Source organism: Mesorhizobium sp. B2-1-3 (assembly GCF_006442495.1).
Taxonomy (GTDB): domain Bacteria; phylum Pseudomonadota; class Alphaproteobacteria; order Rhizobiales; family Rhizobiaceae; genus Mesorhizobium.
This window is the reverse complement of sequence record NZ_VFWL01000006.1, coordinates 223,565-248,836: the sequence shown is the minus strand read 5'-3', so window position 1 is coordinate 248,836 and position 25,272 is coordinate 223,565. Positions and strand designations below refer to the sequence as shown.

General features: G+C 62.4%; 25 protein-coding genes and 1 tRNA gene. 9 read left to right on the top strand and 17 right to left on the bottom strand.

Translation table 11 applies throughout. From position 1 onward, the window contains the following. Positions 1 to 81: 81 nt before the first annotated feature. Complete coding sequence (locus tag FJ973_RS13385) at positions 82 to 2,106, bottom strand: CocE/NonD family hydrolase (RefSeq protein ID WP_140496107.1); 2,025 nt, start codon at positions 2,104 to 2,106, stop codon at positions 82 to 84. Between the two features lie 107 nt (positions 2,107 to 2,213). Here FJ973_RS13385 and FJ973_RS13380 point away from each other — a divergent pair, with 107 nt between their 5' ends. Next, positions 2,214 to 3,026, top strand: coding sequence for a helix-turn-helix transcriptional regulator (locus tag FJ973_RS13380; protein WP_140556161.1), 813 nt, complete (start codon positions 2,214 to 2,216; stop codon positions 3,024 to 3,026). Positions 3,027 to 3,146: 120 nt separating this feature from the next. Here the strand turns inward: FJ973_RS13380 and FJ973_RS13375 are convergent. After that, positions 3,147 to 3,223: transfer RNA gene (locus FJ973_RS13375), tRNA-Met, on the bottom strand. A 240-nt stretch (positions 3,224 to 3,463) separates the two neighbouring features. Between FJ973_RS13375 and FJ973_RS13370 the strand changes: the two genes are divergently transcribed. Next, positions 3,464 to 4,429, top strand: coding sequence for a Gfo/Idh/MocA family oxidoreductase (locus FJ973_RS13370; RefSeq protein ID WP_140496105.1), 966 nt, complete (start codon positions 3,464 to 3,466; stop codon positions 4,427 to 4,429). A 37-nt stretch (positions 4,430 to 4,466) separates the two neighbouring features. On the opposite strand, the gene mnmA is transcribed toward FJ973_RS13370, so the two are convergent. Further along, on the bottom strand, positions 4,467 to 5,657 hold the full coding sequence (gene mnmA / locus FJ973_RS13365; protein WP_140496104.1) for a tRNA 2-thiouridine(34) synthase MnmA: 1,191 nt from the start codon (positions 5,655 to 5,657) through the stop codon (positions 4,467 to 4,469). A gap of 288 nt (positions 5,658 to 5,945) precedes the next feature. On the opposite strand from mnmA, the gene FJ973_RS13360 reads away from it, so the two are divergent. Further along, a complete protein-coding gene (locus tag FJ973_RS13360) occupies positions 5,946 to 6,221 on the top strand; it encodes a DUF1153 domain-containing protein (protein WP_006203587.1) in 276 nt (91 codons plus the stop codon). A gap of 67 nt (positions 6,222 to 6,288) precedes the next feature. Here FJ973_RS13360 and FJ973_RS13355 read toward each other — a convergent pair whose 3' ends face one another. After that, positions 6,289 to 7,215: an NADP-dependent oxidoreductase gene (locus FJ973_RS13355; RefSeq protein WP_140556160.1), complete on the bottom strand. Its 927-nt coding sequence runs from the start codon at positions 7,213 to 7,215 to the stop codon at positions 6,289 to 6,291. 89 nt (positions 7,216 to 7,304) lie between these two features. On the opposite strand from FJ973_RS13355, the gene FJ973_RS13350 reads away from it, so the two are divergent. Then, positions 7,305 to 7,703: a helix-turn-helix domain-containing protein gene (locus FJ973_RS13350; protein ID WP_140556158.1), complete on the top strand. Its 399-nt coding sequence runs from the start codon at positions 7,305 to 7,307 to the stop codon at positions 7,701 to 7,703. A gap of 61 nt (positions 7,704 to 7,764) precedes the next feature. Here FJ973_RS13350 and FJ973_RS13345 read toward each other — a convergent pair whose 3' ends face one another. Then, positions 7,765 to 8,142: a flagellar export protein FliJ gene (locus tag FJ973_RS13345; protein ID WP_140496101.1), complete on the bottom strand. Its 378-nt coding sequence runs from the start codon at positions 8,140 to 8,142 to the stop codon at positions 7,765 to 7,767. Positions 8,143 to 8,593: 451 nt separating this feature from the next. On the opposite strand from FJ973_RS13345, the gene ctrA reads away from it, so the two are divergent. Then, positions 8,594 to 9,289, top strand: coding sequence for a cell cycle two-component system response regulator CtrA (gene ctrA / locus FJ973_RS13340; protein WP_006203583.1), 696 nt, complete (start codon positions 8,594 to 8,596; stop codon positions 9,287 to 9,289). Between the two features lie 91 nt (positions 9,290 to 9,380). On the opposite strand, the gene FJ973_RS13335 is transcribed toward ctrA, so the two are convergent. Together FJ973_RS13335 and FJ973_RS13330 are read right to left on the bottom strand one after the other, a co-directional pair. Continuing rightward, positions 9,381 to 9,749 carry a response regulator gene (locus FJ973_RS13335; RefSeq protein WP_140496100.1) on the bottom strand — a complete coding sequence of 123 codons (369 nt, stop codon included), beginning with the start codon at positions 9,747 to 9,749 and terminating at the stop codon, positions 9,381 to 9,383. A gap of 242 nt (positions 9,750 to 9,991) precedes the next feature. Beyond that, complete coding sequence (locus FJ973_RS13330; RefSeq protein ID WP_140556157.1) at positions 9,992 to 10,621, bottom strand: histidine phosphotransferase family protein; 630 nt, start codon at positions 10,619 to 10,621, stop codon at positions 9,992 to 9,994. Positions 10,622 to 11,007: 386 nt separating this feature from the next. Between FJ973_RS13330 and FJ973_RS13325 the strand changes: the two genes are divergently transcribed. Together FJ973_RS13325 and FJ973_RS13320 are read left to right on the top strand one after the other, a co-directional pair. Next, positions 11,008 to 11,544: an EipA family protein gene (locus tag FJ973_RS13325; RefSeq protein WP_224518884.1), complete on the top strand. Its 537-nt coding sequence runs from the start codon at positions 11,008 to 11,010 to the stop codon at positions 11,542 to 11,544. A 186-nt stretch (positions 11,545 to 11,730) separates the two neighbouring features. Next, on the top strand, positions 11,731 to 12,879 hold the full coding sequence (locus FJ973_RS13320; RefSeq protein ID WP_140556155.1) for a hypothetical protein: 1,149 nt from the start codon (positions 11,731 to 11,733) through the stop codon (positions 12,877 to 12,879). Positions 12,880 to 12,881: 2 nt separating this feature from the next. On the opposite strand, the gene FJ973_RS13315 is transcribed toward FJ973_RS13320, so the two are convergent. The 5 genes from FJ973_RS13315 to FJ973_RS13295 form a co-directional block, all read right to left on the bottom strand. Then, positions 12,882 to 13,685: an RNA methyltransferase gene (locus FJ973_RS13315; protein ID WP_140556153.1), complete on the bottom strand. Its 804-nt coding sequence runs from the start codon at positions 13,683 to 13,685 to the stop codon at positions 12,882 to 12,884. A gap of 138 nt (positions 13,686 to 13,823) precedes the next feature. Continuing rightward, on the bottom strand, positions 13,824 to 14,168 hold the full coding sequence (locus FJ973_RS13310) for a metalloregulator ArsR/SmtB family transcription factor (RefSeq protein ID WP_140496438.1): 345 nt from the start codon (positions 14,166 to 14,168) through the stop codon (positions 13,824 to 13,826). A gap of 156 nt (positions 14,169 to 14,324) precedes the next feature. Next, positions 14,325 to 15,104, bottom strand: coding sequence for a HugZ family protein (locus FJ973_RS13305; RefSeq protein WP_140556152.1), 780 nt, complete (start codon positions 15,102 to 15,104; stop codon positions 14,325 to 14,327). Positions 15,105 to 15,171: 67 nt separating this feature from the next. Then, positions 15,172 to 15,933, bottom strand: a complete 762-nt coding sequence (locus tag FJ973_RS13300) for a 3-hydroxyacyl-CoA dehydrogenase (RefSeq protein ID WP_140556150.1) — start codon at positions 15,931 to 15,933, stop codon at positions 15,172 to 15,174. Positions 15,934 to 15,992: 59 nt separating this feature from the next. Continuing rightward, a complete protein-coding gene (locus tag FJ973_RS13295; protein ID WP_140496094.1) occupies positions 15,993 to 16,529 on the bottom strand; it encodes an N-acetyltransferase in 537 nt (178 codons plus the stop codon). 287 nt (positions 16,530 to 16,816) lie between these two features. Between FJ973_RS13295 and FJ973_RS13290 the strand changes: the two genes are divergently transcribed. After that, entirely contained in the window at positions 16,817 to 17,809 is a 993-nt protein-coding gene (locus tag FJ973_RS13290; protein ID WP_140556148.1) for a glutathione S-transferase family protein, read from the top strand. Between the two features lies 1 nt (position 17,810). Here FJ973_RS13290 and FJ973_RS13285 read toward each other — a convergent pair whose 3' ends face one another. Next, the gene (locus tag FJ973_RS13285) at positions 17,811 to 18,308 is read right to left on the bottom strand and encodes an NUDIX domain-containing protein (protein WP_140556147.1); all 498 of its coding nucleotides are present in this window, start codon (positions 18,306 to 18,308) and stop codon (positions 17,811 to 17,813) included. 53 nt (positions 18,309 to 18,361) lie between these two features. On the opposite strand from FJ973_RS13285, the gene FJ973_RS13280 reads away from it, so the two are divergent. After that, a complete protein-coding gene (locus FJ973_RS13280) occupies positions 18,362 to 19,285 on the top strand; it encodes a metallophosphoesterase (protein WP_140556145.1) in 924 nt (307 codons plus the stop codon). On the opposite strand, the gene FJ973_RS13275 is transcribed toward FJ973_RS13280, so the two are convergent. From FJ973_RS13275 to leuA, 4 genes are all read right to left on the bottom strand, one after another. After that, entirely contained in the window at positions 19,269 to 19,886 is a 618-nt protein-coding gene (locus FJ973_RS13275; RefSeq protein WP_140496090.1) for a hypothetical protein, read from the bottom strand. The genes FJ973_RS13280 and FJ973_RS13275 overlap by 17 nt on opposite strands. Positions 19,887 to 19,996: 110 nt before the next feature. Further along, positions 19,997 to 20,800 carry an alpha/beta fold hydrolase gene (locus FJ973_RS13270; RefSeq protein WP_140556143.1) on the bottom strand — a complete coding sequence of 268 codons (804 nt, stop codon included), beginning with the start codon at positions 20,798 to 20,800 and terminating at the stop codon, positions 19,997 to 19,999. A 329-nt stretch (positions 20,801 to 21,129) separates the two neighbouring features. Continuing rightward, the gene (locus tag FJ973_RS13265; RefSeq protein WP_140496088.1) at positions 21,130 to 22,902 is read right to left on the bottom strand and encodes a hypothetical protein; all 1,773 of its coding nucleotides are present in this window, start codon (positions 22,900 to 22,902) and stop codon (positions 21,130 to 21,132) included. Between the two features lie 182 nt (positions 22,903 to 23,084). Next, entirely contained in the window at positions 23,085 to 24,818 is a 1,734-nt protein-coding gene (leuA, locus tag FJ973_RS13260) for a 2-isopropylmalate synthase (RefSeq protein ID WP_140556142.1), read from the bottom strand. Positions 24,819 to 25,272: the final 454 nt, after the last annotated feature.

The following is a 25,272-nucleotide window of genomic DNA, read 5'->3' as shown; positions in this document are numbered from 1 at the left end:
GCATTCTTCAATTCAGCCGGCAAGCCGGTCAATTTCGCTGCCGACGCAGATGTGAGCGAGATTAGCGTCAGTTCGCGAATGTCACAGCAGGCGACGCTCTATCGCCTCGGTCCATTTCTGTTCGTGGACAAGCTCGTCGCCTTCCCATGCCTCGAGATGCGCCTCGACGTGGAAGTGCGATGGCGTCGCGGTCATGGTCGTTTCGGTCACAGAACGCATGCGCCAATCAGCGCGCGAAAATTCGAACTCCCATTTCGCCTCGGCCCTGGCCGACCCGAAATCGTCGCCGCGGAAGGAATAGCGTTCGCGGCCGAGCGAGGTAATGGTTAGGTCGTTGTCGACGATGCGATAGGTGCCGGCGCCTTCGCCGATCTCAACGACGGTCGAAGCGACTGCCAGATTCTCCGTGATCGTCCAATCCTTTTGCGGCTTTGAGATCGTCTCCACCCGTAAGGGCGGCGCCCCTTCGGGTTCGGCAAAAGGCGCCGGTGCCGGATCTCCGGCGCCCCCGACGCGGACCGGAAGTTCAAGGCGGCAATCCGCCGGATGGACGGTGAGCGTGACCGGCTCGGGCGAAGGCCAAGCGATCGGGAAGTAATTTGTCGAGATGGCAAGGCGTATGCGATGCCCCGCGCTGAAGCGCTGTGCTACGTGCTTGAAGGGGACAGAGGTGCGGTAGCGCCTTGCCGGTTCGAGCGGTTCGGGCCTCTCATGGCTATCGCGATGCGTCAGGTTCAAAAGGCCGTAGCTGACGCGCGTCGTCGCGCCATCGGGGGCGACATCCGAAAGACGGACGGCCACCATGGCGACGGGCCTGTCGCTTTCGAAGACAAGATCGAGCATTGCATCGCCGGCGATCTCAACATCGTGCGCCAGCTCTTGCGTCTCATAGACCAGACTGCCGGCATCGTCGCCGCGCTGGTCAGCCGGCTGGTCGCCGGGCACGGCATAGGAGCACCATTTGCCGCCGCGCAGGCCAACCGACAAGGGCGAGCGGACCGTCTGCGTTCCGGCCGCATCGTCTGCCCGGCGTAGGGACAGGCGCCCATTGCCGGAAAGGAAGAAGGACTGCCGCTCGATATTCGGCGATGGCCATGCCGGCTCCGTGACCCAGCGTCCGGCGCGCGTCTCGTAGGAAGTTTGCGGCGGGGCGCTATCCTGCATGAACAGGCGCAGCATCGGCTCGTCCATGATGCCGGTGTCACGGCCCTTCAGCCATTGATCCCACCAGCGGACGCATTCCTGCAGAAAGCCGATGGCAGGACCAGGCTTGCCGATATGGGGATAAGTGTGCGCCCATGGCCCGACCAGCCCCTTGCGCGGGCCCTGCAGCTTTTCCATCAGGCGGAAGACCGAGCGGCAATAACCATCGGCCCAGCCGCTGACGGCGTAGACCGGGCAGGTGATCGCGCCGAAATCCTCGCAGACCGAACCGTGTTTCCAGAACTTGTCGCGGTGCTGGTGCTCCAGCCAGTTCTTCAGCCATAGCCCGCTTTCCTTCAATCGACTGTGCCACAAAGCGCGCCAATTGTGCGGCTTGTTGCGTGGGTCGGGCGGCAGCGTGTTGCGCCCGAACATGATCGCCGCCCAGGAGAGATTGTCGATGAGCAGCGTGCCACCCATGTGGTGGACATCGTCGGCGTAGCGGTCGTCGGTCGAGGCGCAACTGATCACCGCCTTCAGCGCAGGCGGCCGCATGGCCGCGATCTGCAATCCGTTGAAGCCGCCCCAGGAGATGCCGATCATGCCGACGTTGCCGTCGCACCAGGGCTGGGAGGCCAGCCATTCGATGACCGAGCAGCCATCGTCAAGCTCCTGCTGAAGGTATTCGTCGAGCATCAGCCCTTCGGAATCGCCGGTTCCGCGCAGGTCGACGCGCACCACTGCGTAGCCGTGGCCGGCCACGTAGGGGTGCATGACGACATCACGCGCGGCGGTCAGATCGTTCTTGCGATAGGGGATGTATTCCAGGATCGCCGGCACCGGCTTTTGTTCGGCACCCTCGGGAAGCCACATGCGCGCCGCAAGCCGGCAGCCGTCCGGCATCGGAATCTCGAAATGGTCGACCGAGCGGATCGGATGGGGGAAGTTGGACACTGTGCGCATGACGAGGCCTCTGTTGGAGAGCGCCACTTTGGGCAAATCGGCGGTGCCGCACAATTTCGCGACCCTTCGCGACTTGACACTGTTCTGGCGTCAGTATGCATTAGGTCATGCAGACCGAACCGCTTCCCCAGAACCTCGCCTTCCTGTGCAGCTATTATCCGTCGATTGCCGCCGTGTGCCGGCGCCTGCAGATCAACCGCCAGCAGTTCAACAAGTATCTGAGCGGCCAGACCTGGCCGTCCCGCCGCAACATGCGCAAGATCTGCGATTTCTTCGGCGTGAGCGAAGGCGAGCTTTTGATGGACCAGCAGCGCTTTGCCGAGATCGTCGGCCTGCGCCGCCGCCCGCTCGGCGTCCATGCGCCATCGGACATGCTGGTGCATATGGAGCAGCTCTATCAGCGTTCCGGCGATCTCGGGCGCTATGTCGGCTACTATTTCCGCTATTTCTACTCGTTCGGCTATGCCGGCAAGATCATCAAATGCCTGGTCGTAATCTATGAAAAGGAAGGCCGCTATTTCTGGAAATGCATGGAAAGGCTCGTCCATTTCGGCAAATATGGCGTAAAGACCTCGAAATATTCGGCCGCCCTGCTGCTGCTCGGCGATCGCATATTCGCGCTCGAATCCGAAACCCTGCTCAAGACCAGCATCACCCAGGTGATCCTCTATCCGAGCTACCAGACGAGCGTCGCCTATCTGGTCGGCATCCAGACGGGCATGCCCCTTTTACGAGGGCGGAGACCCGCAGCCTCGGTCGTGCTTCTGGAATATCTCGGCCGCTCCGTCGACCAGCGCAAGGCGCTGCAGGCCTGCGGCCTATTCGATGAAACTGACCCCGTCATCGATGTCGGCATCCGCGCCATGATCACCAACCGCATCCCCACCGGGACGTTCGTGCTCGAGACGGAAGAGGTGTAGACGTTCCTCCCAACGCGACCCGCATCAGCGCGGGCCTGTCCAACCCGTTCAGCACGAGGTTGTCACCCATGTCTTAGGTACAGTCTGTTACCTATGTCTCCGGGCCGTACAGGTGAGAGGTGGTAGCGGGAGAGGGACTTGAACCCCCGACCCCAGGATTATGATTCCCGTGCTCTAACCAACTGAGCTACCCCGCCAGGGCGGCGAAAGGCCCGAAATCCGCCTTAAATCGCAAGGCATTTCGAGGCGTTCGCCAAGGTCGCGCGGATATAAGGTTGGGAGGGTGAGCCTGTCAAGCTTCGAACCGCTCGGCAGGGGCGCTTATTCTCGCTGCCGAAAAGCTTTGCCGCGCCGATAATTGGTTGCAGCCGCCGGGGTTGAGTTCGAAGAGGCACGTCGCTATGTCTCGGCCACGAGTTTTTAGAGTTTGAGAACAGATGAAGCCGCGCATTGCAGTCCTCGGTTGCGGATACTGGGGCTCCAACCACATCCGCACCCTCAAGGCGCTCGGCGCGCTGCACGCGGTCTCCGACGCCAACCGTGCCCGCGCCGAAGGCTTTGCCAGCGAACAGGACTGCCTCGCGATCGAACCGGACCAGTTGTTCGTCCGCAATGACATCGACGCCATCGTCATGGCGCTGCCGCCGCAATTTCATGCCGAGATGGCGGTGCGCGCCACCGAAAGCGGCAAGGACGTGCTGGTGGAGAAGCCGATCGCGTTGACGGTTGCCGATGCCGAGCGCTCGGTGCAGGCGGCGAAGGACAAGGGCCGCGTCTTCATGGTCGGCCACGTCTTGCGCTTCCATCCCGCATTCGAGACGCTGAAGGCGCTCATCGACAAGGGCGAGCTCGGCGAGGTCCGCTACATCCATTCGCACCGGCTCGGCCTCGGCAAATTCCACACCGAGAACGATGCGCTATGGGACCTGGCGCCGCATGACCTGTCGATGATCCTGGCCATCACCGGCACCGAACCGATCGAGGTGCGCGGCGAAGGGGCGGCGCTGCTCGACAATCTCAGCGACTTCGCGCATCTGCACATGCGCTTTCCCAACGGTTTGCGCAGCCATCTCTTCGCCTCGCGGCTGAACCCTTACCGCGAACGGCGGCTGACCGTGGTCGGCACCAAGGCGATGGCTGTCTTCGACGATGTCGAACCATGGGAGCGCAAGCTCGCCGTCTATCGCCACGCGGTCTGGCAGGACAGCGGCCAATGGGCGTTCACCACCAATGAGCCCTCCTATGTCGCGGTTGGCCAAGGCATGCCGCTGACGCGCGAACTCGAGCACTTCATCCATTGCATCGAAACGCGGGCCGAACCGCGCACCAGCGGCGAGGAGGCAATCCGGGTGCTGCGCATCCTGACCGCGGGTACGGTCACGCACACCAAATCCAATCCCTGAAGAAGATCGGGCCGCGTCGCGGCGGAGAGATCGTTGCCTACTCGGCGGGAACCTGCGCCGGTGACGCGGCAAGTCGGCTCAACATCGCCTCGGCCTCGGCGCCGCGCTCGGAGCGTTCGATGAAGCCGCCGCCGAACACGCGGGCCTCATTGCCGTCGTCGGAATAGAGCACGCAAGCCTGTCCAGGCGCGATACCGGACTCGCCATCGGCCAATTCGACCGATGTGACGCCCGCCTCGTGACGCAGCATCGCCGGGCGTGGCGGCCTGGTCGAGCGGACCTTGGCGAACAGTTCCAGCCCGCCCGCGGGCATGTCGGCCAGCGCGCCGTCACCAAGCCAGTTCATGTTGCGCAGGTAGATCTTGTGCGTCTCCAGCGCCTCGCGCGGCCCGACCACGACACGGGCGCGCTCGGCGTCGAGATGGACGACATAGAGCGGCTCGCCGGAGGCCACGCCGATGCCGCGGCGCTGGCCGATGGTGTAGCGCAGAATGCCTTCATGGCGGCCGAGCACCCGGCCGTCGATATGGACGATGTCACCCGGATTGGCGGCCGTCGGCTTCAGCTTGGCAATGATGTCGGAATATTTGCCCTGGGGCACGAAGCAGATGTCCTGGCTGTCCTGCTTGGCGGCTACCGTCAGGCCCATCTCCTCGGCAATGGCGCGAACCTGCGGCTTCGGCAGGCCGCCGAGCGGAAAGCGCAGATAATCGATCTGCGCCTGCGTGGTGGCGAAGAGGAAATAGCTCTGGTCGCGATCGGCGTCGACCGGCCTATAGAGCGCGCGATGGGCGCCATTGGCGCCGGAGCGAATGTAGTGGCCCGTGGCCAGCGCGTCGGCGCCGAGATCCTTGGCGGTGGCCAGCAGATCAGCGAACTTCACCGTCTGGTTGCAGGAAACGCAAGGGATCGGCGTCTCGCCGGCGACATAGCTCTCAGCGAAGGGATCGATGACCGCCTTGCGGAAGCGCTCTTCGTAGTCGAGCACATAATGCGGAATGCCGAGCGTCTCGGAAACGCGGCGGGCGTCATCGATATCCTGCCCGGCACAGCAGGACCCGGCCCGGTGCGTCGCGGCGCCATGGTCGTAAAGCTGCAAGGTGACGCCGACGACATCATAGCCCTCGCGCTTCAAGAGACCCGCGACGACGGATGAATCAACGCCGCCCGACATGGCGACGACGATACGGGTGTTTTCGGGACGTCCGGGAAGATCGAGGCTGTTCATGGTTCTTTCGTTCTGCGCGGCGCTTGCATGCCAATGACGCGAATATAGGTCAAGCTTGGCGGCTGCGCCAGCTTGCGGGACCGATCGGCGGGCAACTGCCGGCCCGGTGACCGCGCAGATTTTTCGAGCGAATCCGGAACTTCCCGGCAGATATTTCAAATGTTTGCGAAAAGACTAACGCGGCGTTCATGATCATTACCTAGCTGTTAGGGTCTGCTTAGGCAATTTTTAAAGCTGTGGCGGTAACGTGGTGGGGATTGGGTCTTTGAGTTTTTTGTAGAGAGTACGATGACCGATCTGGTTAGACCGCGAGTCAAATATGTTATCGGGCCTGACGGCAGCCCTCTCACAATTGCCGATCTGCCGCCGACGAATACACGTCGCTGGGTTATCCGGCGCAAGGCGGAAGTGGTTGCAGCGGTGCGCGGCGGGCTTTTGAGCCTCGAGGAGGCATGCCAGCGCTACAAGCTGACCACCGAGGAGTTCCTGTCCTGGCAGGCCTCTATCGACGAATACGGCCTCGCCGGGCTGCGCACGACGCGCATCCAGCAATACCGGCACTGACGCTCAAGAATCTGCAAAAGGGCGCGAAGTTCGCGCCCTTTTGGTTTCTTGACAGCATTTGCGCGTTTCAGACCGTCAGCACCACCTTGCCGACCGGCTTGCTGGCGAGGAAAGCGTGCGCGGCGCCGGCCTGTTCGAGCGAGAAGGTCTTTGCCACATGCACCGTAAGCTTTCCCGCATCGACGAGCCTGCCAAGTTCCAGCAGGCCTTCGCGGTCGGGAACAACGGACATGCGTTCGACGCGGATGCTTCGCGCCTTGGCATCCGCCCTGGTCTTGTCGCTGATGTCGAGCAGTGACACCAGCACGCCGCCGTCCCTGAGCACCTTCAACGATTGATGGGCGTGCTCGCCGCCCACCGTCTCGAGCACCAGGTCGATGTCCTTCGCCTTGTCGGTAAAATCATCCTTGGTGTAGTCGATGACTTCGTCGGCGCCGAGCTTGCGGACGAAATCCAATTTTTCCGTGCTGGCGGTGGCGGCAACCCAGGCGCCGCCCGCCTTGGCGACCTGCACCGCCAGATGGCCGACGCCGCCGGCCCCGGCGTGGACCAGCACGCGCTGCCCGGCTTTCAGCGCGCCATGACGCACGAGGCCTTGCCAGGCGGTGAGGCCGGCCAGCGGCAATGCGCCTGCCTGGACGTGATCGGCGTGCGCGGGCTTGCGCGCGATTTCATCGGCGGGCACGGCGGCCAGTTCGGCATAGGTTGCCGCCTGCCTTGGGAAGCGCGGCATGCCGAACACCGCGTCACCTGGATTCAGGCCGCTGACACCGGGCCCCAGCGCCTCGACGGTTCCCGAGAGGTCCCAGCCGAGGATGAAGGGTGGTTCGCCGAGCAGCGGGTAATGGCCGGCGCGCACGGCGCCGTCGACCGGATTGATGCCGGCCGCCTTGATGCGGACCAGCACTTCGCCGGCGTTGGGCGAGGGCGCCGGGCGCTCGGCGATGACAAGGACATCGGGTCCGCCGACGGAATTCTGGATAATGGCACGCATAAGATTTCTCCTGATTGACTGGTCCCACTATCATTTGGAGAGTAATGGTCTCTTGTCTAGTATGTACCTTTTTGATATATAGGCACCGTATGGATAGTGATCTCGACTCCCCCTTCGGCTATGATGCGTTCCGGCGGACCTGTCCCTCACACACGGTGCTGGAGACGCTGGCCAGCAAGTGGGTTTACCTGGTTGTTTGTGCGCTGCGCCAAGGCCGGCAGCGCAATGGCGAGCTTGCCCGCAAGCTCGAAGGCGTCACGCCGAAGATGCTGACGCAGACGTTGCGCGTGCTCGAGCGCGACGGCCTGGTGCGGCGCGAGGTGTTTGCGGTCGTCCCGCCTCGGGTCGAATATGAATTGACCGAACTTGGCCAGAATCTGGCGGGATTGCTCAACCAGATCAGATCCTGGTCGGAACAACACGTTCCCGACATCAAGGAGGCCCGGGCGCGGGCTGCGGCCGTGAATGAAGGGGAGTGGGCCGTTTAGCGCTCGCCCAATGCGTTGCGCGCCCGCTTGGACGTGCTCAAAGACGCGGATATCGGGCGGTTCAGCCGATCATCGCGCTACGACCGCCAGTTTCGGCCTCGCGAATCTTGGTGTCGCGCGATTCGAGCATTTCCGCCTTGGAAAGCTCCGCTTCAGCTTCGCCGAGTAATGATTCGGCGGCGCTTCGCTGCTGGGCGAGGTCGCCTTGCGAATTTCTGAGGTTGTCGCGGCGCAAACGGGCCGCCTTGGCGAAGGTCGGATAGGCGAAATGATTGATGTCGGTGATACCGGCCTTCTTTTCCTCGGCGCTGATCTGAAGCTCCAGCTCGGCGGCCATGCGTTCGAATTCGGCGATCATCATGTCGAGCTGCAGCAGCTGCCGCCGCTTCTCATTCACCTGAAACTGTTTCAGCCGAACGAGGTTTTCACGTGACTTCATGATTCGGTACTCCCGGAAACGCACACCTGCACATATCGTCCAAACCACTTGGAAAGGCCCAAGCGCTGCCCGTGTCCACCGGCTTTCCCCGCACTATGGGAAACAAAACCCTAAAGTTTTTTGCCGACGGTAACCATTCGTTTACGGGCATTGTTAATCATACGGGTCAGGACTTAAGGCCGGGTAAAAATCCGGCTGGCGACATGGAAGCGATGTCGATGAGTCCCTGGAGTCACTTAGTCCAGGTTTTTAATGTGTTGCATTAGCGGTTTGGCCCTGTGATTCGTTATTAAATTCAAGAGGGTGTAGAAAGTGGTTAAAAAATCTGGTACCGTCATCGACGCGGAATTAGGTTTTGTTAACCATTCCATGGCAGCCTCTGCACCAGGCAATCACTGCTCCGGTCCCGGATGGGTCGCAAGATGGTCCGGCAGCAGAAAAGGGGAATGAAATGCGTGTTCTGCTGATAGAAGATGACAGTGCAACCGCACAAAGCATCGAGCTGATGCTGAAATCGGAAAGCTTCAACGTCTATACGACCGACCTCGGCGAAGAGGGTGTCGATCTAGGCAAGCTCTACGACTACGACATCATCCTTCTCGACCTCAACCTACCCGATATGTCCGGCTATGAGGTCTTGAGAACGCTTCGTCTTTCCAAGGTGAAGACGCCGATCCTCATCCTTTCCGGCATGGCCGGCATCGAGGACAAGGTGCGCGGCCTCGGCTTCGGCGCAGACGATTACATGACCAAGCCGTTCCACAAGGACGAGCTGGTGGCGCGCATCCACGCCATCGTGCGCCGTTCGAAGGGACATGCCCAATCGGTCATCACCACCGGCGACCTGGTGGTCAATCTCGATGCCAAGACCGTCGAAGTCGGCGGCCAGCGCGTGCACCTTACCGGCAAGGAATACCAGATGCTGGAGCTGCTCTCGCTGCGCAAGGGCACCACGCTCACCAAGGAAATGTTCCTCAACCACCTCTATGGCGGCATGGACGAGCCGGAACTGAAGATCATCGACGTCTTCATCTGCAAGCTGCGCAAGAAGCTCGATGCGGCGTCCGGCGGCCAGAATTACATCGAGACGGTCTGGGGCCGCGGCTATGTGCTGCGCGAACCGGAAGACATCCGCGTCAGCGCCTGAGCGACGGCCGCCCGATCGAAATTCCAAACAAAAACCCGGCGTCAGCCGGGTTTTTTGCGTCATAGACCGGTGGTAACCGCGGTCCGATGGATCAGGCAGCGATCTTCAGGGTGCGAAAACGCTCGAGTAGCTGCGGGCGGTTGAACGGCTTCAACAGATAGCCTTGGGCGCCGGCGCGTTTGGCTCGCATGATCGAGGCGATGTCCAGTTCGACCAGCGAGATCAGGATCTGCGGCTTGGTCGGGCTTTCCATGGCGCGCACGCGCCGGATCAGGTCGACCGCCTGTACATCCGGCAGTGCACCGTCGACGACGATGATATCAGGCATATCGGCGGCGCACATCTCCAGCGCATCAAGCCCGCTGGCGGCTTCGATGACCATCATGTCGGAACCGCCCAGGATGCGCTTCGCAACTTTCCTGATGACGCTAGAATCGTCGACGAACATGCAGCGTTTCATTTCCGGGTCCTCTTTGCCTTGTGGCAATCCGGTCGCGTCGGGGTATCTGCCGCACAGCATAGGCCGATCTGGTAAAGAAGCCGAAAAGCCATTAGGTAAAATTTTTGCAAAGATGCCGGTTTGCAAGCTTTTCCTTGCAGATGCTTTGGCCCGCGCTGTCAGGCGAAGTTGATCTTCCGTCCGCAGGTCCATTCAACCAATATTACAGAGCTGAAATACTTTGCTGCTGGTTTGTGCGGATCTCAGGCCGCCGAAAGCACGATCTCTTCCGCGGTCGCATGGATCGATATCGTCATGCTGGCCTCCCGCGCCAGAAGCAGCGTATAGTAAGGCTGCACCGAATGCGCGTCGATCGGTTCCTCCGGCTTGTGGCCGGAATGCAGTTCGAGGAATTTCGGCGGCACCCGCAACATGGGGCCGCTCGCCGAAAGCGCGAAGCGAGGCTCGGTCTCGAGATTCTCCAGCGTCACCGAAAGCTTGCCGCCGCGTGGAATGGCGGCGTTGGCGACCAGGATCAGGTTGAGCAGCAGCTTGACCTTGTTTTTGGGCAACAGTGCACGGGTTCCATTCCAGATGAGTTCCGGCTTCTCATTCTTGAGGAAGGCGATAGCGACGGCTTCGGCATCGCCGGTGTCGATCTGCATGCCGGCGGAACCAGCCGCGCCGAAGGCGATGCGGGCGAACTGCAGGCGCGCCGAGGCGTTGCGGGCGCTCTGGCGGATCAGCTTCATGGCGTCCTCGTCGGCGCCGCCTTCATCGAGCAGTTCAAGCCCGTTGTTGATCGCGCCAACAGGCGAGATGATGTCGTGGCAGACCCGGCTGCACAAAAGTGCCGCCAGATCGGGTGCGGAAAGGGTGAAAAGATCGGACATCGGCGAAAATCCCTGCAAAAATCCCATAAATCATGGCCGCGCGATCGATCGACGCCTGCCCACGCGAATCACGCTCTCTTCCCGAGCTTTCTGAATACACAGCGCCCGTGCGTGCAGCAACAAACCCAAAATCGCCGTTGGGGCTATGGCGCGTTCACGCAGGCTGCTTGCCTGTATGAACGACCCCAACAGCCTTCGAACCGCCATCTTCATGTGCGAGTTTAATGGTTGAAAAAGGATTACGGCATAGTTTGCCCCTAACAGCCATCCTTAACGGCCGCCTAAAGAGCCGTACGGGTGCGAGGCGTCGGCGAAAGTGCTCCCTGACGGAGATTGGAAGCATGTTTTCCCGATTCTACGGCCGGAGTTTTCTCCGTGTCCTCTCAATGGCGATCACGCTCATGGGCGTTCTCGTCTTCTCGACATCGGCCCTGCGGGCCCAGGAGTACACCGCTCAGGAGATTGTCGATTCCGGTCACAAGTTCTTCGGCGCGACATCGGGCGGCCTTGCCACAGTCGTGGAGAAGATTTTTGCTTCCTATGGCTTGCCCAATGGCTATCTGCTTGGCGAGGAGGGATCCGGCGCGCTGATCGGCGGCCTGACCTATGGCGAAGGCACACTCTACACCAAGAATGCCGGCGACCATAAAGTGTTCTGGCAAGGCCCGTCGCTCGGCTGGGATTTCGGCGGCGAGGGATCGCGGGTGATGATGCTCGTCTATAATCTCGATGACGTCGGCAATCTCTACAACCGTTATGGCGGCGTCGCCGGCTCGGCTTATGTGGTGGCGGGCGTCGGATTCAATGTGCTGAAGAACAACAATGTGCTGCTGGTGCCGATCCGCACCGGCGTCGGCGCCCGGCTCGGCGTCAATCTCGGCTACCTGAAGCTTACCGAACGGGCGACGTGGAATCCGTTCTGACCCGAGGTCACGACCGGAATGTGTATACGCTTCGATAAGAATCCAGATCCGATGAGCCATATGCGCCGCGGCGAGCCCTTGCCGCAGCGCCTGATTTCCGTCATGCCAACAGAGTAACGGTCAAAAGTCGCGACGGCTTTTGATCCTCGTATTGTTGCATGTCGGCGCGCGATAACGGATAGTCACTTGGTTCAGTCGGTCCTGTTCTTTGCTCTCGGCTTTCTCTGCGCCGGCTTTCTGGCGCTGATGGTGGCTCCGGCCATCTGGCGGCGGGCGGTCGCTCTGACGCGCAAACGCATCGAAGCCTCGATCCCGCTGACGCAAGCCGAAATTGGGGCCGACAAGGACCGGATCCGGGCGGAGTTCGCCATGGCGACGCGCCGCCTCGAGATGAACGTCAAGGCGCTGCGCGAGAAGTCGACCGAGCAGCTCATCGAGATCAATCGCGGCCGCGAGGCCCTGAAGGGGCTGGCGATGGAGCGCATGGACAAGAACCAGGTGCTCGATGAACTGGCTGCCAAGAACGCGGCGCTGCACCAGCGCGAGGATGAACTGCACCGGTTGTCCGAGCGGCTCAAGGAGACCGAACGCAAACTGGAGAAACGCGCGCTTGAGCTTGAGAAGCTGGAACGCATGTATGACGACGCCAGCTTCTCCTCCAGCAGCCGCCAGATCGAACTTGTGGCGCGCGAATCCGAGTTGCAGAAGCTCGCCAGCGATATCGCGCTGCTGCGCGGCCAGCGCAAGGAGGCGGACAGGCGCAACCAGGAGATCGCGGCCGAAAGCAAGGCCGCGCGTGAGGCGCTGAAGGCCGAGAGGAAAAAAACCGCCGAACTGGACAAGAAAGTCGAACGGTTGCTCGCCGCGCTTGCCGACCGAGAGGAGAAGCTCGAACGCCGCGAGAAAGATCTGGCGCGGCAGCGCGAAAAAGCGAAGGCCGGGGACGGCGCCTCGGCCTTGCGGTTTATCGGCGGGCAGGTACAGGCGGACAGGCGCGACGACGTCGAAACGGCGATCGCCACGCTCGACGCCGACCGTGAGCGGCTGGAGGCCAGACTGACGGCACTGGCACGCGAGAACAAGCGGCTGAAGGCGGATCTGTCCGCCGCCGAGGCCGCCGGCCCGCAGGGCGATACACGCCACGCAAGTTCCATGCTGCGCGAACAGATGAATGACCTGGCGGCGGAAGTCGTCAACTTGACAGCCAAGCTCGAAGGGCCGGGGTCGCCGATCGCCAAGGCGCTGGAGGCGCAGCAGGATGCGCGGCCGAACAGCGGCGGCCGCAGCCTTGCCGATCGCGTGCGGGCGTTGCAGAAGGCGGCTGCGGCAGATTGAAGTCAGGCACCACCGGCGCAGAAATGATGCAGGGCGATGGCGGATGCGGCCGCGACGTTCAGGCTGTCGAAGCCTTCCGACATGTTGATCCGAACAGTATTGAGACGGGTGAGCAAGCTTTCGGGCAGGCCTTGGCCCTCGGTCCCGAGGTAGAGTGCCAGGCGTTCGGCCGGCTTTGCATCGCGTATGTCTGATGTCCCGCGTGGCGACAGCGCAAATTGGGTAAAGCCACGCCGGTCGAGCGTCGCGGCGAACCGCGCGGTGTCGCTGAACGAGGCGAACGGGACCTTCAAGGCCGCGCCGACCGAAACGCGGATCGCCTTGCGATAGAGCGGATCGCAGCAGGTCGCATCCAAAAGGATCGCGTTGGCGCCGAACGCGGCGGCGTTGCGGAAAATCGAGCCCATGTTGTCATGGTTGGCGATGCCGACGAGCACCACGATCAATGCTCGGGCAGGCAAGCCGTCCAGCAGGGCCTCGGCCAGCTGGGGCGTCTCCTTGCGACCAATGGCAAGGATGCCGCGATGCATGTGAAACCCGGCAATGGCATCCATCACAGCTCCGGCGGCGACATAGACCGGCAGGTCAGGAGACGCCTTGTGCAGGATTTCTTCGAGGCCGGCCAAGCGGTTCTCCAGAACCAGCACCGATTCGGCGCGGAAGCGCGCGGCCGACAGTAGGATGTCGAGCACGACCTTGCCCTCGGCAATGAAGCGGCCCTGTCGACCGGCGAGGTCACGCTCGCGGATGTCGAGATAGGCGGCGACGCGCGGATCCCGCGGATCGTCGATGTGGACAAGGGTCATCTGAGCCTCGGCTGACAATCGGAATCGGTTGCCAAGAACATGATGCGCGGATGCAGTGTCAAAGTGTATTTGCGCGCCCAGGATGGACGCACATTGCCGAAGGCCGCTGGTGGCGTAAACGTTTACGCGACCAGCCGTTCAAGTTCCGGCGCGGCGCAGCCTTTGTGCCATCTGGGACAGATCATCCTTGCCGCTGCCGAAAATGCCGTCGAGCGTGGCAAGCAGTTCGCGCACGGCGTCGGATTTGCAGGAATAGTAGATCATCTGGCGGTCGCGGCGGGTGTCCACAAGGTCCAGCGCCCGCAACTTTGCCAAATGCTGCGACAGGGCGGACTGGCTGAGCATCACCTTCTCGGCGATGGCTCCGACCGACATTTCACCGTCGATCAGATAACTCATGATCAAAAGCCGTTTTTCATTGCCCATCAGCATCAGAAATTCGGCCGCCGATCCAGCGTTGGCGATTAGCTTTGTCGAGATCATCGATCCCCCATGCTCTTTGCTCATCGAGGCACCATGGGGGCAATGGTGCCTGAATCCATAAACTCAGTTGTGAATGGTCGCCAACGAGTCAGCGCCACAGCCAAAGGGTAGAACATTTCATTCAAATCTCAAGCGTTGCTTTTGATCAAACGTAATTTAAGTGCGGTTATTTGGCGACGTTGCCGCCCGGCCGCTCTTGGCCATGTCGACCAAGACGTGCCTCAACTCATGCGCTGTGGCCAAGGGCTGCGGAAAGAAGACCCTGCCGGCATCGTCGCCAGAGGCCAGATCCATGCCGTCGGCATCGAATCCGGCGATGACCCAGCCGTCGCCGGATGCCCGGGCAAAATGATGCGCGTAGAGGGCGACGGCGTCGAGATGGTCCGCATTCATGTGGTCGATCGCGGATTGCTCGCTGGCTGCCAGTTCCTCGACGATCGGCCCGTCGGCGATGAGATCGGTGCGATCAAGCAGGTAGGCCTTGCCGAAGCCGCCGTTCAGGCTGGCGCGCTGCGGTTCGAGACGAAAGATCGAAAAGTCGCCGAGGCCGGCATAGAGGCTGGCCTTCGGATTGTGGTTGAGATAGCGGCGTTCGGCGCGTGCATGCGCGTCCGATCCGCGCTCGATCCGCGCTGCCCGGCAGATCAGCGTCAACCGGGGATGCGCGAGCGGGTCGCCCTTGCCCGGCTCGCCGAGCAGCAGCGAACAGCGCGGGTCCGCAAGTATGGCGGGCGTATGGGCCGAAAGCTGCGACACCAGGATCAGCGGCGTGCCGTCGATGTCGGTGGCGACGCCGACCCGACTCGCCAGCGGCGAACCCGTTTGCGGCTCCAACACCGCCAAGGCGCCGAAGCGGGCGCGGCGCATGAGTGTCTTGGCCTGCCGGATCGCCTCGGCGTCGGTCTCGCGGATCACGTCCTTCGTTCGATCGGCCAAAATGCTCGCCCTGCTAAGTTGATTTGGCTATTCCACTTATCAGACGATGGCGCCAGGCTGGCAAGTGCTACTTCGGAGCCATGCGAATGGCGCCATCGAGACGAATGGTCTCGCCGTTGAGCATCTGGTTCTCGATGATGTGCAAGGCAAGGGCCGCATATTCCGACGGCTCGCCGAGGCGCGAGGGGAAGGGCACCGCGGCGCCCAGCGAATCCTGCACCTCCTGCGGCATGCCGGCCATCATCGGCGTCCTGAATATGCCGGGTGCGATGGTGCAGACCCGGATGCCGGAACGGGCAAGATCGCGCGCCACCGGCAGCGTCATGCCGACGACCCCGCCCTTTGATGCCGAATACGCGGCCTGGCCGATCTGGCCGTCATAGGCGGCGACGGATGCGGTGTTGACGACGACGCCGCGCTCGCCGCCCTGCAGCGGGTCGAGCTTTGCGGCGCCGTCGGCGACGAGGCGGATCATGTTGAAAGTGCCGATCAGATTGACTTCGATCACCTTGCGGTACTGATCGAGCGGATGGGGACCATCCTTGCCGATCGTCTTCACGCCGATGGCAATGCCGGCGCAATTGACCAGGATGCGCGGTTCGCCCAGCTTGGCCGCGACCTCGGCAAGCGCGGCAACACCGCTGTCGGCGCTGCCGACATCGCATTGGACGGCGATGCCGCCGATCTCGGCCGCCACCTTGGCCGCCCGATCGACGCCGACATCCAAGATGGCGACGCGGGCGCCCCTGGCGGCCAGCGCGCGCGCCGTCGCCTCGCCAAGGCCGGAGCCGCCGCCGGTAACAACCGCGACCTCGCCGTTTGGATTCATGGCGTCATCCTTTCACATGAGAGTCAGGCGTGGATCAGGCGCGCAATCGGCGCGAATGGTCAAGCCATCGCGGCAAAGTGCTCGGCGACCCTGGCCTGGTCGGCATGGCAGACCTCGCCCGTGAGCCTTGCAACCGCGCCCGGCATGATCTCGTGCGACAGCAGCCTGTCGAGATCGACGGGGCGTGGCATCGATATCTGGCCGCGCGGGATACGCTTGAAGCCGAGCGGTCCATAATAGGGCTCGTCGCCGACCAGCATGACGGCGGGCGCTCGGGCCTTGGCGGCCGCTTCCAGCGCGATCGCCACCAGCCGGCGGCCGATGCCGAGATTCTTGAAGGCCGGCCGTACCGCGAGCGGCCCGAGCATCAGCGCGCGTCCGGCGCCTGCTGCGATGCGGGTCATGCGAACTGATGCGACCACGAGATCGCCGTCCATGGCGACGAAGGACAGCGCGCGTTCATGCCCGCCGGCCTCGCGGATCTTGTAGGCGGCCAGCACAAAACGGCCGGGCCCGAAGGCTTCGTCATTGATGGCTTCGATCTGAGGGTCATGCGCCGGAGTTTCCGGCAGGTATTCTACGTCGGCAAGGCTCATGGTCTTTGCGTTCCGGTACAGGAGGAAAGGTTTGCTGCAAACGGCAGCATTCGCCAATCAGCGCTTTATCAAGCGTGGGCGCCCTTTCGTCGTCGGTCGAACCGGATCAAAGCAAAATCGAACATGCGGAGTGTCCGCTAGCATCAATTTCCCGCCGCTGCAATCGGCGGTTTTGCAGATAGAGAGCAACGGGCGCCGCGACGTGCTTGACGATCTGTTCAGCGCCCGGCGATTCCATGCAACGACTTGGAGCCCTACATGATGTCCTAGACAGGAAAGGACAAGCGATGGGATTGCTGGTCGAAGGCAAATGGCAGGACCGCTGGTACGACACCAAAGGCAGCGGCGGCAAATTCGTGCGGGCGCAGTCGCAATGGCGCGACTGGATCACTCGTGACGGGGCGCCTGCCGAAGGCCGCGGCCGCGGCTTCAAGGCGGAGCCCGGTCGCTATCACCTCTATGTCTCGCTTGCCTGTCCCTGGGCGCACCGAACGCTGATCTTCCGGGCGCTGAAGAAGCTTGAAGGCATCATCTCCGTGTCGGTCGTCCATCATTTCATGGGCGCCGATGGCTGGACGTTCCTGGCGCAGGACGGAGCCACAGGTGACACGCTCTATAGCCTGGACTTCCTGCACCAGATCTACACCAGGGCCGACCCTAACTATTCCGGCCGGGTCACGGTGCCGGTGCTGTGGGATAAAAGGGATGAGACCATCGTCTCCAACGAATCCTCCGAAATCATCCGGATGCTGAATTCAGTTTTCGACGCTTGGGGTGACACCGACCTCGACTTCTATCCGCAGGCGCTACGCGGCGAGATCGACGCGGTCAATGCACTGGTCTATCCTGCCATCAACAACGGCGTCTATCGCGCTGGCTTCGCCACCACGCAGGCCGCCTACGAGCAAGCGTTCGGGGAGTTGTTCGCCGCGCTCGACACGCTGGAGCATCGGCTGTCGAATCAGCGCTATCTCGTCGGCGAGCGGATCACCGAAGCCGACTGGCGGCTGTTCACCACGCTGGTGCGCTTCGACCCGGTCTATGTCGGCCATTTCAAATGCAATCGGCGCCGCATCGCCGACTATCCCAACCTGTCGAACTATCTGCGCGATCTTTACCAGGTGCCTGGCGTAGCCGGCACGGTGAACCTCAATCATATCAAGTCGCACTATTACGGCAGCCACGAAACGATCAACCCGACGCGTATAGTGCCTGTGGGGCCGGAAATTGACTACGGCGCGGGGCATGACAGGGCACGGTTCGCCAAGGCGGCTGCCTGAACTACCAATAGGGTGACGGCGGCTTCCCGCCAAAAACCTCGGCGATGCGCCGCAGCGTTGCCGGGGTCGTACCCTGGGGCAAACGGTCGAGCGGAAAGAAACCGGCCTCGGCGATCTCGCGGTCCGGCAGTTTCGGGGCCGCCTGGCTGAATTTTTCGATCAGGTACAGGCCGACATGGTCGCGGCGGCTGGCGCGGCGGTTGAAATGCATCGAGCGCAGCACCGGCGGAGCGGTCAGCGTGATATTGCCCTCTTCCGCCAGTTCGCGCGCCAGCGCTTCGGCCATCGTCTCGCCGATCTCGACCCCGCCACCGGGAAGCTGCCAGCCCGGCACATAGGTGTGGCGGATGAGGAAGAGGGAGTTGGATGCCGTTTCGTGGATGAGCCCGCGCACGCCAAGCGTCATTGGCCGCCGCAGCACAAAGTAGAGATGGAACAGCCTGGCTCGCAGCCCCGGCCAGCCGGTCTGGCGCAAAGTGCTCTCGGGATCGGTCGTCATCAGTCGCGAAACCGTGGGTGGAAAGCCGCGTGCGCGTCGCCTATGAAAGAGAAATGTTCAGGCTCGCACATATTTCCGATATCCATTTGGGGCCACTCCCTGAAGTAACCTATCGCGATCTCGCCTCCAAGCGGGTGCTGGGCTACGTCAACTGGCAGCGCAACCGCCGCCGGCACATGCACGATGCGGTGATCGACACCATCGTGGCCGATATCAAGGCCAGCGCGCCCGATCACCTCGCGGTTACCGGGGATCTCGTCAACCTGGCGCTCGATGGCGAGATCGAGATGGCCAAGCACTGGCTGGAGACGCTCGGCTCGCCGCATGACGTGTCGGTGGTGCCGGGAAATCATGACGCCTATGTGCCTGGCGCCTTCGACAAGGTGTGCCGGTCCTGGGCGGCATGGATGACGGGCGACGGCGTCAACAGTCCGGTCGATCGCAATTCGTTTCCCTATCTGCGCGTGCGCGGCAATGTCGCGTTGATCGGCATCACCACGGCGCGTGCGACGGCACCCTTCATGGCCAACGGCTTCTTCATGGAAGGCCAGGCCGAGCGGCTGCGCAAAATACTCGATGCGACGGCGAAGCAAGGATTGTTCCGTGCGATCATGATCCATCATCCGCCGGTGCGGGGCGCCGTCCCGCAGCACAAGCGGCTGTTCGGCATCGCCCGCTTCCACAAAATCATTCGCCGGCACGGTGCCGAGCTCGTCCTGCATGGCCATTCACATCTGCCGTCGCTGTTTCAGATCGGCCCGCGCGACGCCAAGGTCCCGGTGGTTGGCGTCGCCGCGGCCGGCCAGGCTCCCGGCGGCAAGCCTCCGGCGGCGCAGTACAATCTGTTCGACATAGACGGTGAAAAAGGCGATTGGCGCATCCGCCTGACGCGGCGCGGCTTGACGGGGTCGGCGATACCACCTTCGGATCTGCAGACGCTGGAGCTCGGGGCGCAACCGGCTATGGCCGCAAGCTGAGCCCCAGCGCCACGATACGGTCCCAGAACAGCACGATCGAAACCGCCAGTCCCACCAGCGCGCCTGCGGCGATCAGGCCAAGGCCGGACAGGACGGCCGACCAGCCCTTGCTGCGCGGCGGCGATCGCAAAGGCGGCTCGGCTTCCGGCACCACGTGCCGCTTCATCCCGGGAACAGCAGCCTCGACGCCACCCTCCATCATTCTCTGACGTTCGACGATCCGCTCGGCGACATAGCGCGTCACGGAATCGGCAACCGGCTTCATCTCGCTCGATTCGGCCAGCACCACACGGCCGATGCGGGTGTCCTTCAGGAAACGGTAGGTGCGGCGGTCGCGCCCCATGGCGACATGGCTGACGGCGTCGATCCACAGGCGCGGCTGCAGACCGGACGAGACGACGAAGTCGAAACTGTCCATGTCGGCGGGAACGTCGGCAAAAACGGGCGCGAGTTCGGTGGCAAGAAGGTCGAGCCGCATGCGATGCGCCTCGCGCATGTCGACGACGACGTCGTCGCGATCGGCAAAGGCATTCTTTACATCGCGAATGGCATCGGACAATTTTCTCGACGGGTCGATGATCTTTTCGCCTGCATCCTTCATGGGCGTGGCCTCGCGGGTTTGGTTAACATGGAGTTAACACAGCCGCCGGCAAAATGCACCGGCGAGATCAATGCATCAAGGGTCGCCGTTGGCGGCGCAGACGGAAGAAGTCAGCTGGCCGCGGCGGACAGTTTCACCCGTTGCGGTCCGACGCGGCGATTGCTGTTGCGGCGAATGATCTCGGCGATCAGGTCGGGCGCTTCCTCGGCCAGCATATGGCCGGCCTCCAGCACATGGTGCACATGGAAGCGCTCCGGCGGGTTATCCACTTGGGTAAAGGGTAGAACGGCGTCATCCGATCCCCACGCCACCATCACCGGCATGTTCAGCGCATCGAGCCGCTCGCGCGGGATGACGCCCTGTCGATCGCTCCTGGTCATGGCGGCCGCGATCTCGACGAGCTTTTCGGTTTGTCCGGGGCGGCCGCGCATTTCGCAAAGCAATTCGGCCATGCGACGCGAGGGCGCGGCTCGAGGGCCGGACATTTCGGCGAGGCAGGCCTGGACTTCGGCCAGGTCCTGCGCGCGGGCAAAGCGGCGCAACAACGGTCCATTGATTTCGGGGCCAAAACCGCCCGGCGCCAGGAGCGTCAGCGAGGCGACTTTTGCCGGCTCCGCCAACGCCATCAGCGCGGCAACCGCGCCGCCCATCGAATGGCCGACGAGGTGGACGCGCTTGATCGCGCGTGCGGAGAGGTCGGCAAGGATGGCGTTTGCCGCGACCTTGGCCGGTCCGGCCGACGGAAAGTCGAGCGACAGGCCGTGTCCCGGCAGATCATAGGCCAATGTGCGTACGGAAGGCGGCAGCAAGGAGATCACCTCGCGCCAGACATCGTGGCTGCCGCCAAAACCATGCAGCAGGACGATGGTCTTCGAACCCACACCCCGTTCGTCGGCATAAAGTGATGAAGTCATGAAAGATTGAGGCTTTATTCGAGAAGGCGCGATGGAAATGTGGCTGAATTGCTCCTAGTCCAGAGCATTCGCCAGTAAAATTTTCGCGATTAGGCGATTGGCCGAACAGCGAGCCGGCTGCTGGTGGATGCCGCTCCCAAAAGCGACCTCGATTTGGGCGAACGACACGCACGAGCAAAAAGACCTAAGGCGTGTCGCATGAATCCGTTTCGACGCGAAACGCTTTTGGGCCTTTCATTATTCGATGGACTCGCTGTCCGCTTGAAGTCCTCATTTTCACGCAACTCCGGAAGGGAACCCGGCACTAGCTGCCCTGGAATGGCTCACATCTAGCTCGCGTTGAAGAGCCCGGCGGCACGCAAGGCGTCGACCAGCCGCTCGGTCAGATCGGCGGGATATTTTCTGTCGATGAAGGTTGCGCGCGGATTGGCGGCGAATTTCGGAAATTCGGTTATCAGCTCATCAAGCAGCCTGCGTGCCTGGTTGTCCCGACCGGCGATCTTGGCGCCGATCAGACGGGCGGCGAGATAGTGCGATTTCGCCGCAGTGGTTCTCAGAGCGCTGCTGGCTATCGCTGCCTTGCTGGTATCGCCCAGCATTAATTCTCCGGCGAAAAGCCCAAAGTCCCACCAGGTCGGGTGGCCGCTCGAGGCATCCACGGCATGCGCCAGAAGAGGTGTTCCTTCGGCGTACCGGCCGGCGAAAACCAGCCCGTAGCCATAGGCGGCGGCCATGGCGAGATCGTAGGGGTTAAGATCATGGGCCTTCCGCATCCATCGCAGGGCCTCGTCGGCATTGCCGAGGCGCGAATTGATGTAGCCGTAGGAGCGATGTGCGTACGGGCTGGTCGGCCCCATCTGCACGGCGCGATGGGCAAACGTCATCGCCTTCTCGATCGTTGCGTCCGGCGGATAGGCGTAGTGGTCGGTCACAGCCTCCAAATGCAATGAGGCGAGTTCCGAATAAACCAGTGACGATTTCGCGCCACTGTTGGCAAGGGCTTCGAGGCAACGATAGGCGGTCTCGTGAGTCCTGGCGTTCTGGTCGAGATAGTATTTGTCGTTGAGCAGCAGGCACTGCGTCAGGCCGGTCTCCGCGCCGGACTGCTCGATGTAATTGTAGATGGTGCCAGAAGCGGGAAGTGCCGCACTGAGAATGCCGGATATGCGATCCTCGACTACGGTTGGTGCGCTGTCGGCGGCGGTCAGGTTGCGCGACAACAGCACCCGTCCGGACGCCAAGCTTTGCAGTTCGATGGTAACGTCGCCCGCGTCTGGTCCAGGCAGGATATCGAAAATGAAACTCGTCGCATCGGCGACCGGATCGGCTTTGTCGGTGTTGCGACCGATGAAGTCGATCGTATCAAAGCCGCTCAGGCCGGCACGCAGCGATGCGGCGACGCGACTGGCATTGGGAGTGTTGGCCCTGAGGGCGATGTAGACGAGCGGCAGCGCTTCGACCATGGGCGACGGCGTGATGCTGCCGGTTTCGCCGGCGGTCTCGGACGTTGCCGGGATGTCGCCTCCCGCCAGCAAGGCACCGCCGCCCTGGCGCAGGATCAGAACGCCCAACATGGCGATAACCACGGCGATCGCGATCCAGAAGAACCTGAGATGGCGCGTCACCGAGAGGCCCGCCGCAGGAACCTGGCCGAGCAAGGCCGCCATGGGTGCGGCATCATCGGCGGCACCGGACTGTTCGGGCAGGCTGGCTGTCGGCTCTGCGTGACTGGCGGCTTCCGCTGCTTGCGGCAGGCGGATGGCATTGAGTTCGTAGGCCGGGACGTAACCGCCGCGCGGAATGGCTATGCGGACCGGCTCGGCAATGCCTTCATTGGCGAAATAATGTTGCAGCAGTTCGCGCAGGCGGCCCGCCTGCACCCGCACGACGGCATCGGTGGACGGATCGAAATCGCCGTCCTTGCCGAAAACATCCATGGCGATGGAAAAGCCCTTGAGCCTGTCGGCTTCCCCGGCCTGCTCGCGCTCGACGAGATAGCGAAGCAATTTGCGCGCGCGCTCGGATCTCCCGAACGTTTCGCTGGCAAGCAGTCGCTCCAGTGTCTCGCGCACTGCGGGGGCGGCAGGCGTGGCATGCTGCAAGTGTCGATCCTCTCGAAGTCGGCACAGGTTGAGGCGCGATCATATCGTTGCCGCACCACCGTACAAGCATACACGTATTATGCGATCGCGTACCACACCGGATAATTTCCCGGTGGTTAATGACACAAAAGTCGGGACCAATCGCTAAACGACGATGGTCCCGAATTCGTTCCAGGCCTGTATCAACCGGCTCTTTTGCCGATAATCCGGTTGGCGGCGGACACCACGGCCTCCAGCGAGGCAGCGACGATGTTGGTGTTGATGCCTGCGCCGAACAGCTTGCCGTCAGGATGTTCCATCTCGACATAGGAAATGGCCGAGGCGTTCGAACCGCGCTGCATCGAGTGCTCGGAATAGTCGAGCACCGACATATCGACGCCGACATGGCGCGACAGCGCATCGACGAAGCCGTCGATCGGGCCTGTGCCTGTGCCTGATATCGTCATCTCCTTGCCGTCGTCGATAATGACCGCCTCGACAACGCGCCGGCCCTTTACCTCGGTGTCCGGATAGGTGTGGTGATCGAGGAATTTCAGCCTGGCGCCCGGCTGGTCGACATAGGTATCGAGGAAGCGCTCATAGATGCGCCTGGCCGGCACTTCCTTGCCTTCGGCATCGGTGATCGCCTGGATTGCCTGGCTAAACTCGATCTGCAGGTTGCGCGGCAGATTGAGCCCGTAGTCCGCCTGCAGCACATAGGCGATGCCGCCCTTGCCGGACTGCGAGTTGATGCGGATGATGGCTTCGTAGCTGCGGCCGACGTCGGCCGGGTCAATCGGCAGATAGGGAACCTCCCACACTGGCGTGTTGGCCTTCTTCAGCGCCTTCATACCCTTGTTGATGGCATCCTGGTGCGAGCCGGAAAAGGCGGTGTAGACGAGTTCGCCCACATAGGGATGGCGCTCGGGAATCTTCAGCTGGTTCGAATATTCGTAGACATCCTTCATCCGGTTGATGTCGGAGCAGTCCAGCTTCGGATCGACGCCTTGCGTGTACATGTTGAGCGCCAACGTGACGATGTCGACATTGCCGGTGCGCTCGCCATTGCCGAACAGCGTGCCTTCGACGCGATCGGCGCCGGCCATCAGGCCGAGCTCGGTGGTGGCGACGCCGGTGCCACGGTCATTATGCGGGTGCAGCGAAATGATCAGGTTCTCGCGCCTGTCGAGATTGCGGCACATCCACTCGATGCGGTCGGCATAGATATTGGGCGTCGACATCTCGACGGTCGACGGCAGGTTGATGATGAGTTTGTTGTCAGGCGTCGGCTTCACGATCTCGGTGACCGCGTTGCAGATCTCCAGCGCCACCTCGAGCTCGGTGCCGGTGAAGCTTTCGGGCGAGTATTCGAAACGGTAGCCGCCGCCGGCACCCGCTGCCATGTCGGTGATCATCTTGGCGGCATCGGTGGCGATGCGCTTGATGCCGGCAACGTCCTTCTCGAAGACGACGCGGCGCTGCAACTCGCTGGTCGAATTGTAGAAATGCACGATCGGGTTGGTGGCGCCTCTGAGCGCTTCGAAGGTGCGGGTGATCAGTTCGGGCCGGCACTGCACCAGCACCTGCAGCGAAACGTCGGCCGGTACGCCCTCTTCGATGCACCAGCGGGCGAAGTCGAAATCGGTCTGCGAGGCCGAAGGGAAACCGATCTCGATCTCCTTGAAACCCATGTCGAGCAGCAGCGCGAACATGCGCGCCTTGCGTTCGTGGCCCATCGGGTCGATCAGCGCCTGGTTGCCGTCGCGCAGGTCGACCGAGCACCAGATTGGCGCCTTGTCTATCACTTTCGAGGGCCAGGTCCGGTCGGTGAGGCCCACGATTGGGTAGGGTTGGTACTTGCGGGCGGCGTCCGGCATGCCGCCGTTCTGCTGGCCCGCCGGGGCCTCGCTTACGCGGATTTCTTCTCGTGCGTTCATCGTCGTTTCTCCCGGCGACCCTCGAATCCGCCTTCAGGCGGATGGGTGGCGAGTGGCGCCTTTACCAGTTTTTCATTCGCTTGATGTGACTGCCAAGGAGCATGCGCTTGCGCGGCGGCTCGACCGCCGGGCGCTCCTTCAGCGAACCCGGCGATCGCCGATAAGGCCGAGAAGAAGCAGCGTCGAGGCAAGCGCGCGCACGGTCTCGCCGGCAAAGCCGGTCTGACGGGAAGCGGTGGTGGCGCGCGTGTTCATGGCGGTTTTCATACAGGAGCGGCCAGCCGGAGGCAAGCCGTACCGAAAGCCATGCCGACAGCCGGGCGCGTGCCGGGCCACGTTCCGTCTGACGTCGCCGACGTGCGTGCCCTTCCAACAGGCCGAGGCCGGACCTGGCCGCCAACGGGACGTAGCGGTTCAATATATAAGATGACTTATGTATTCAAGTTTCTGTGGA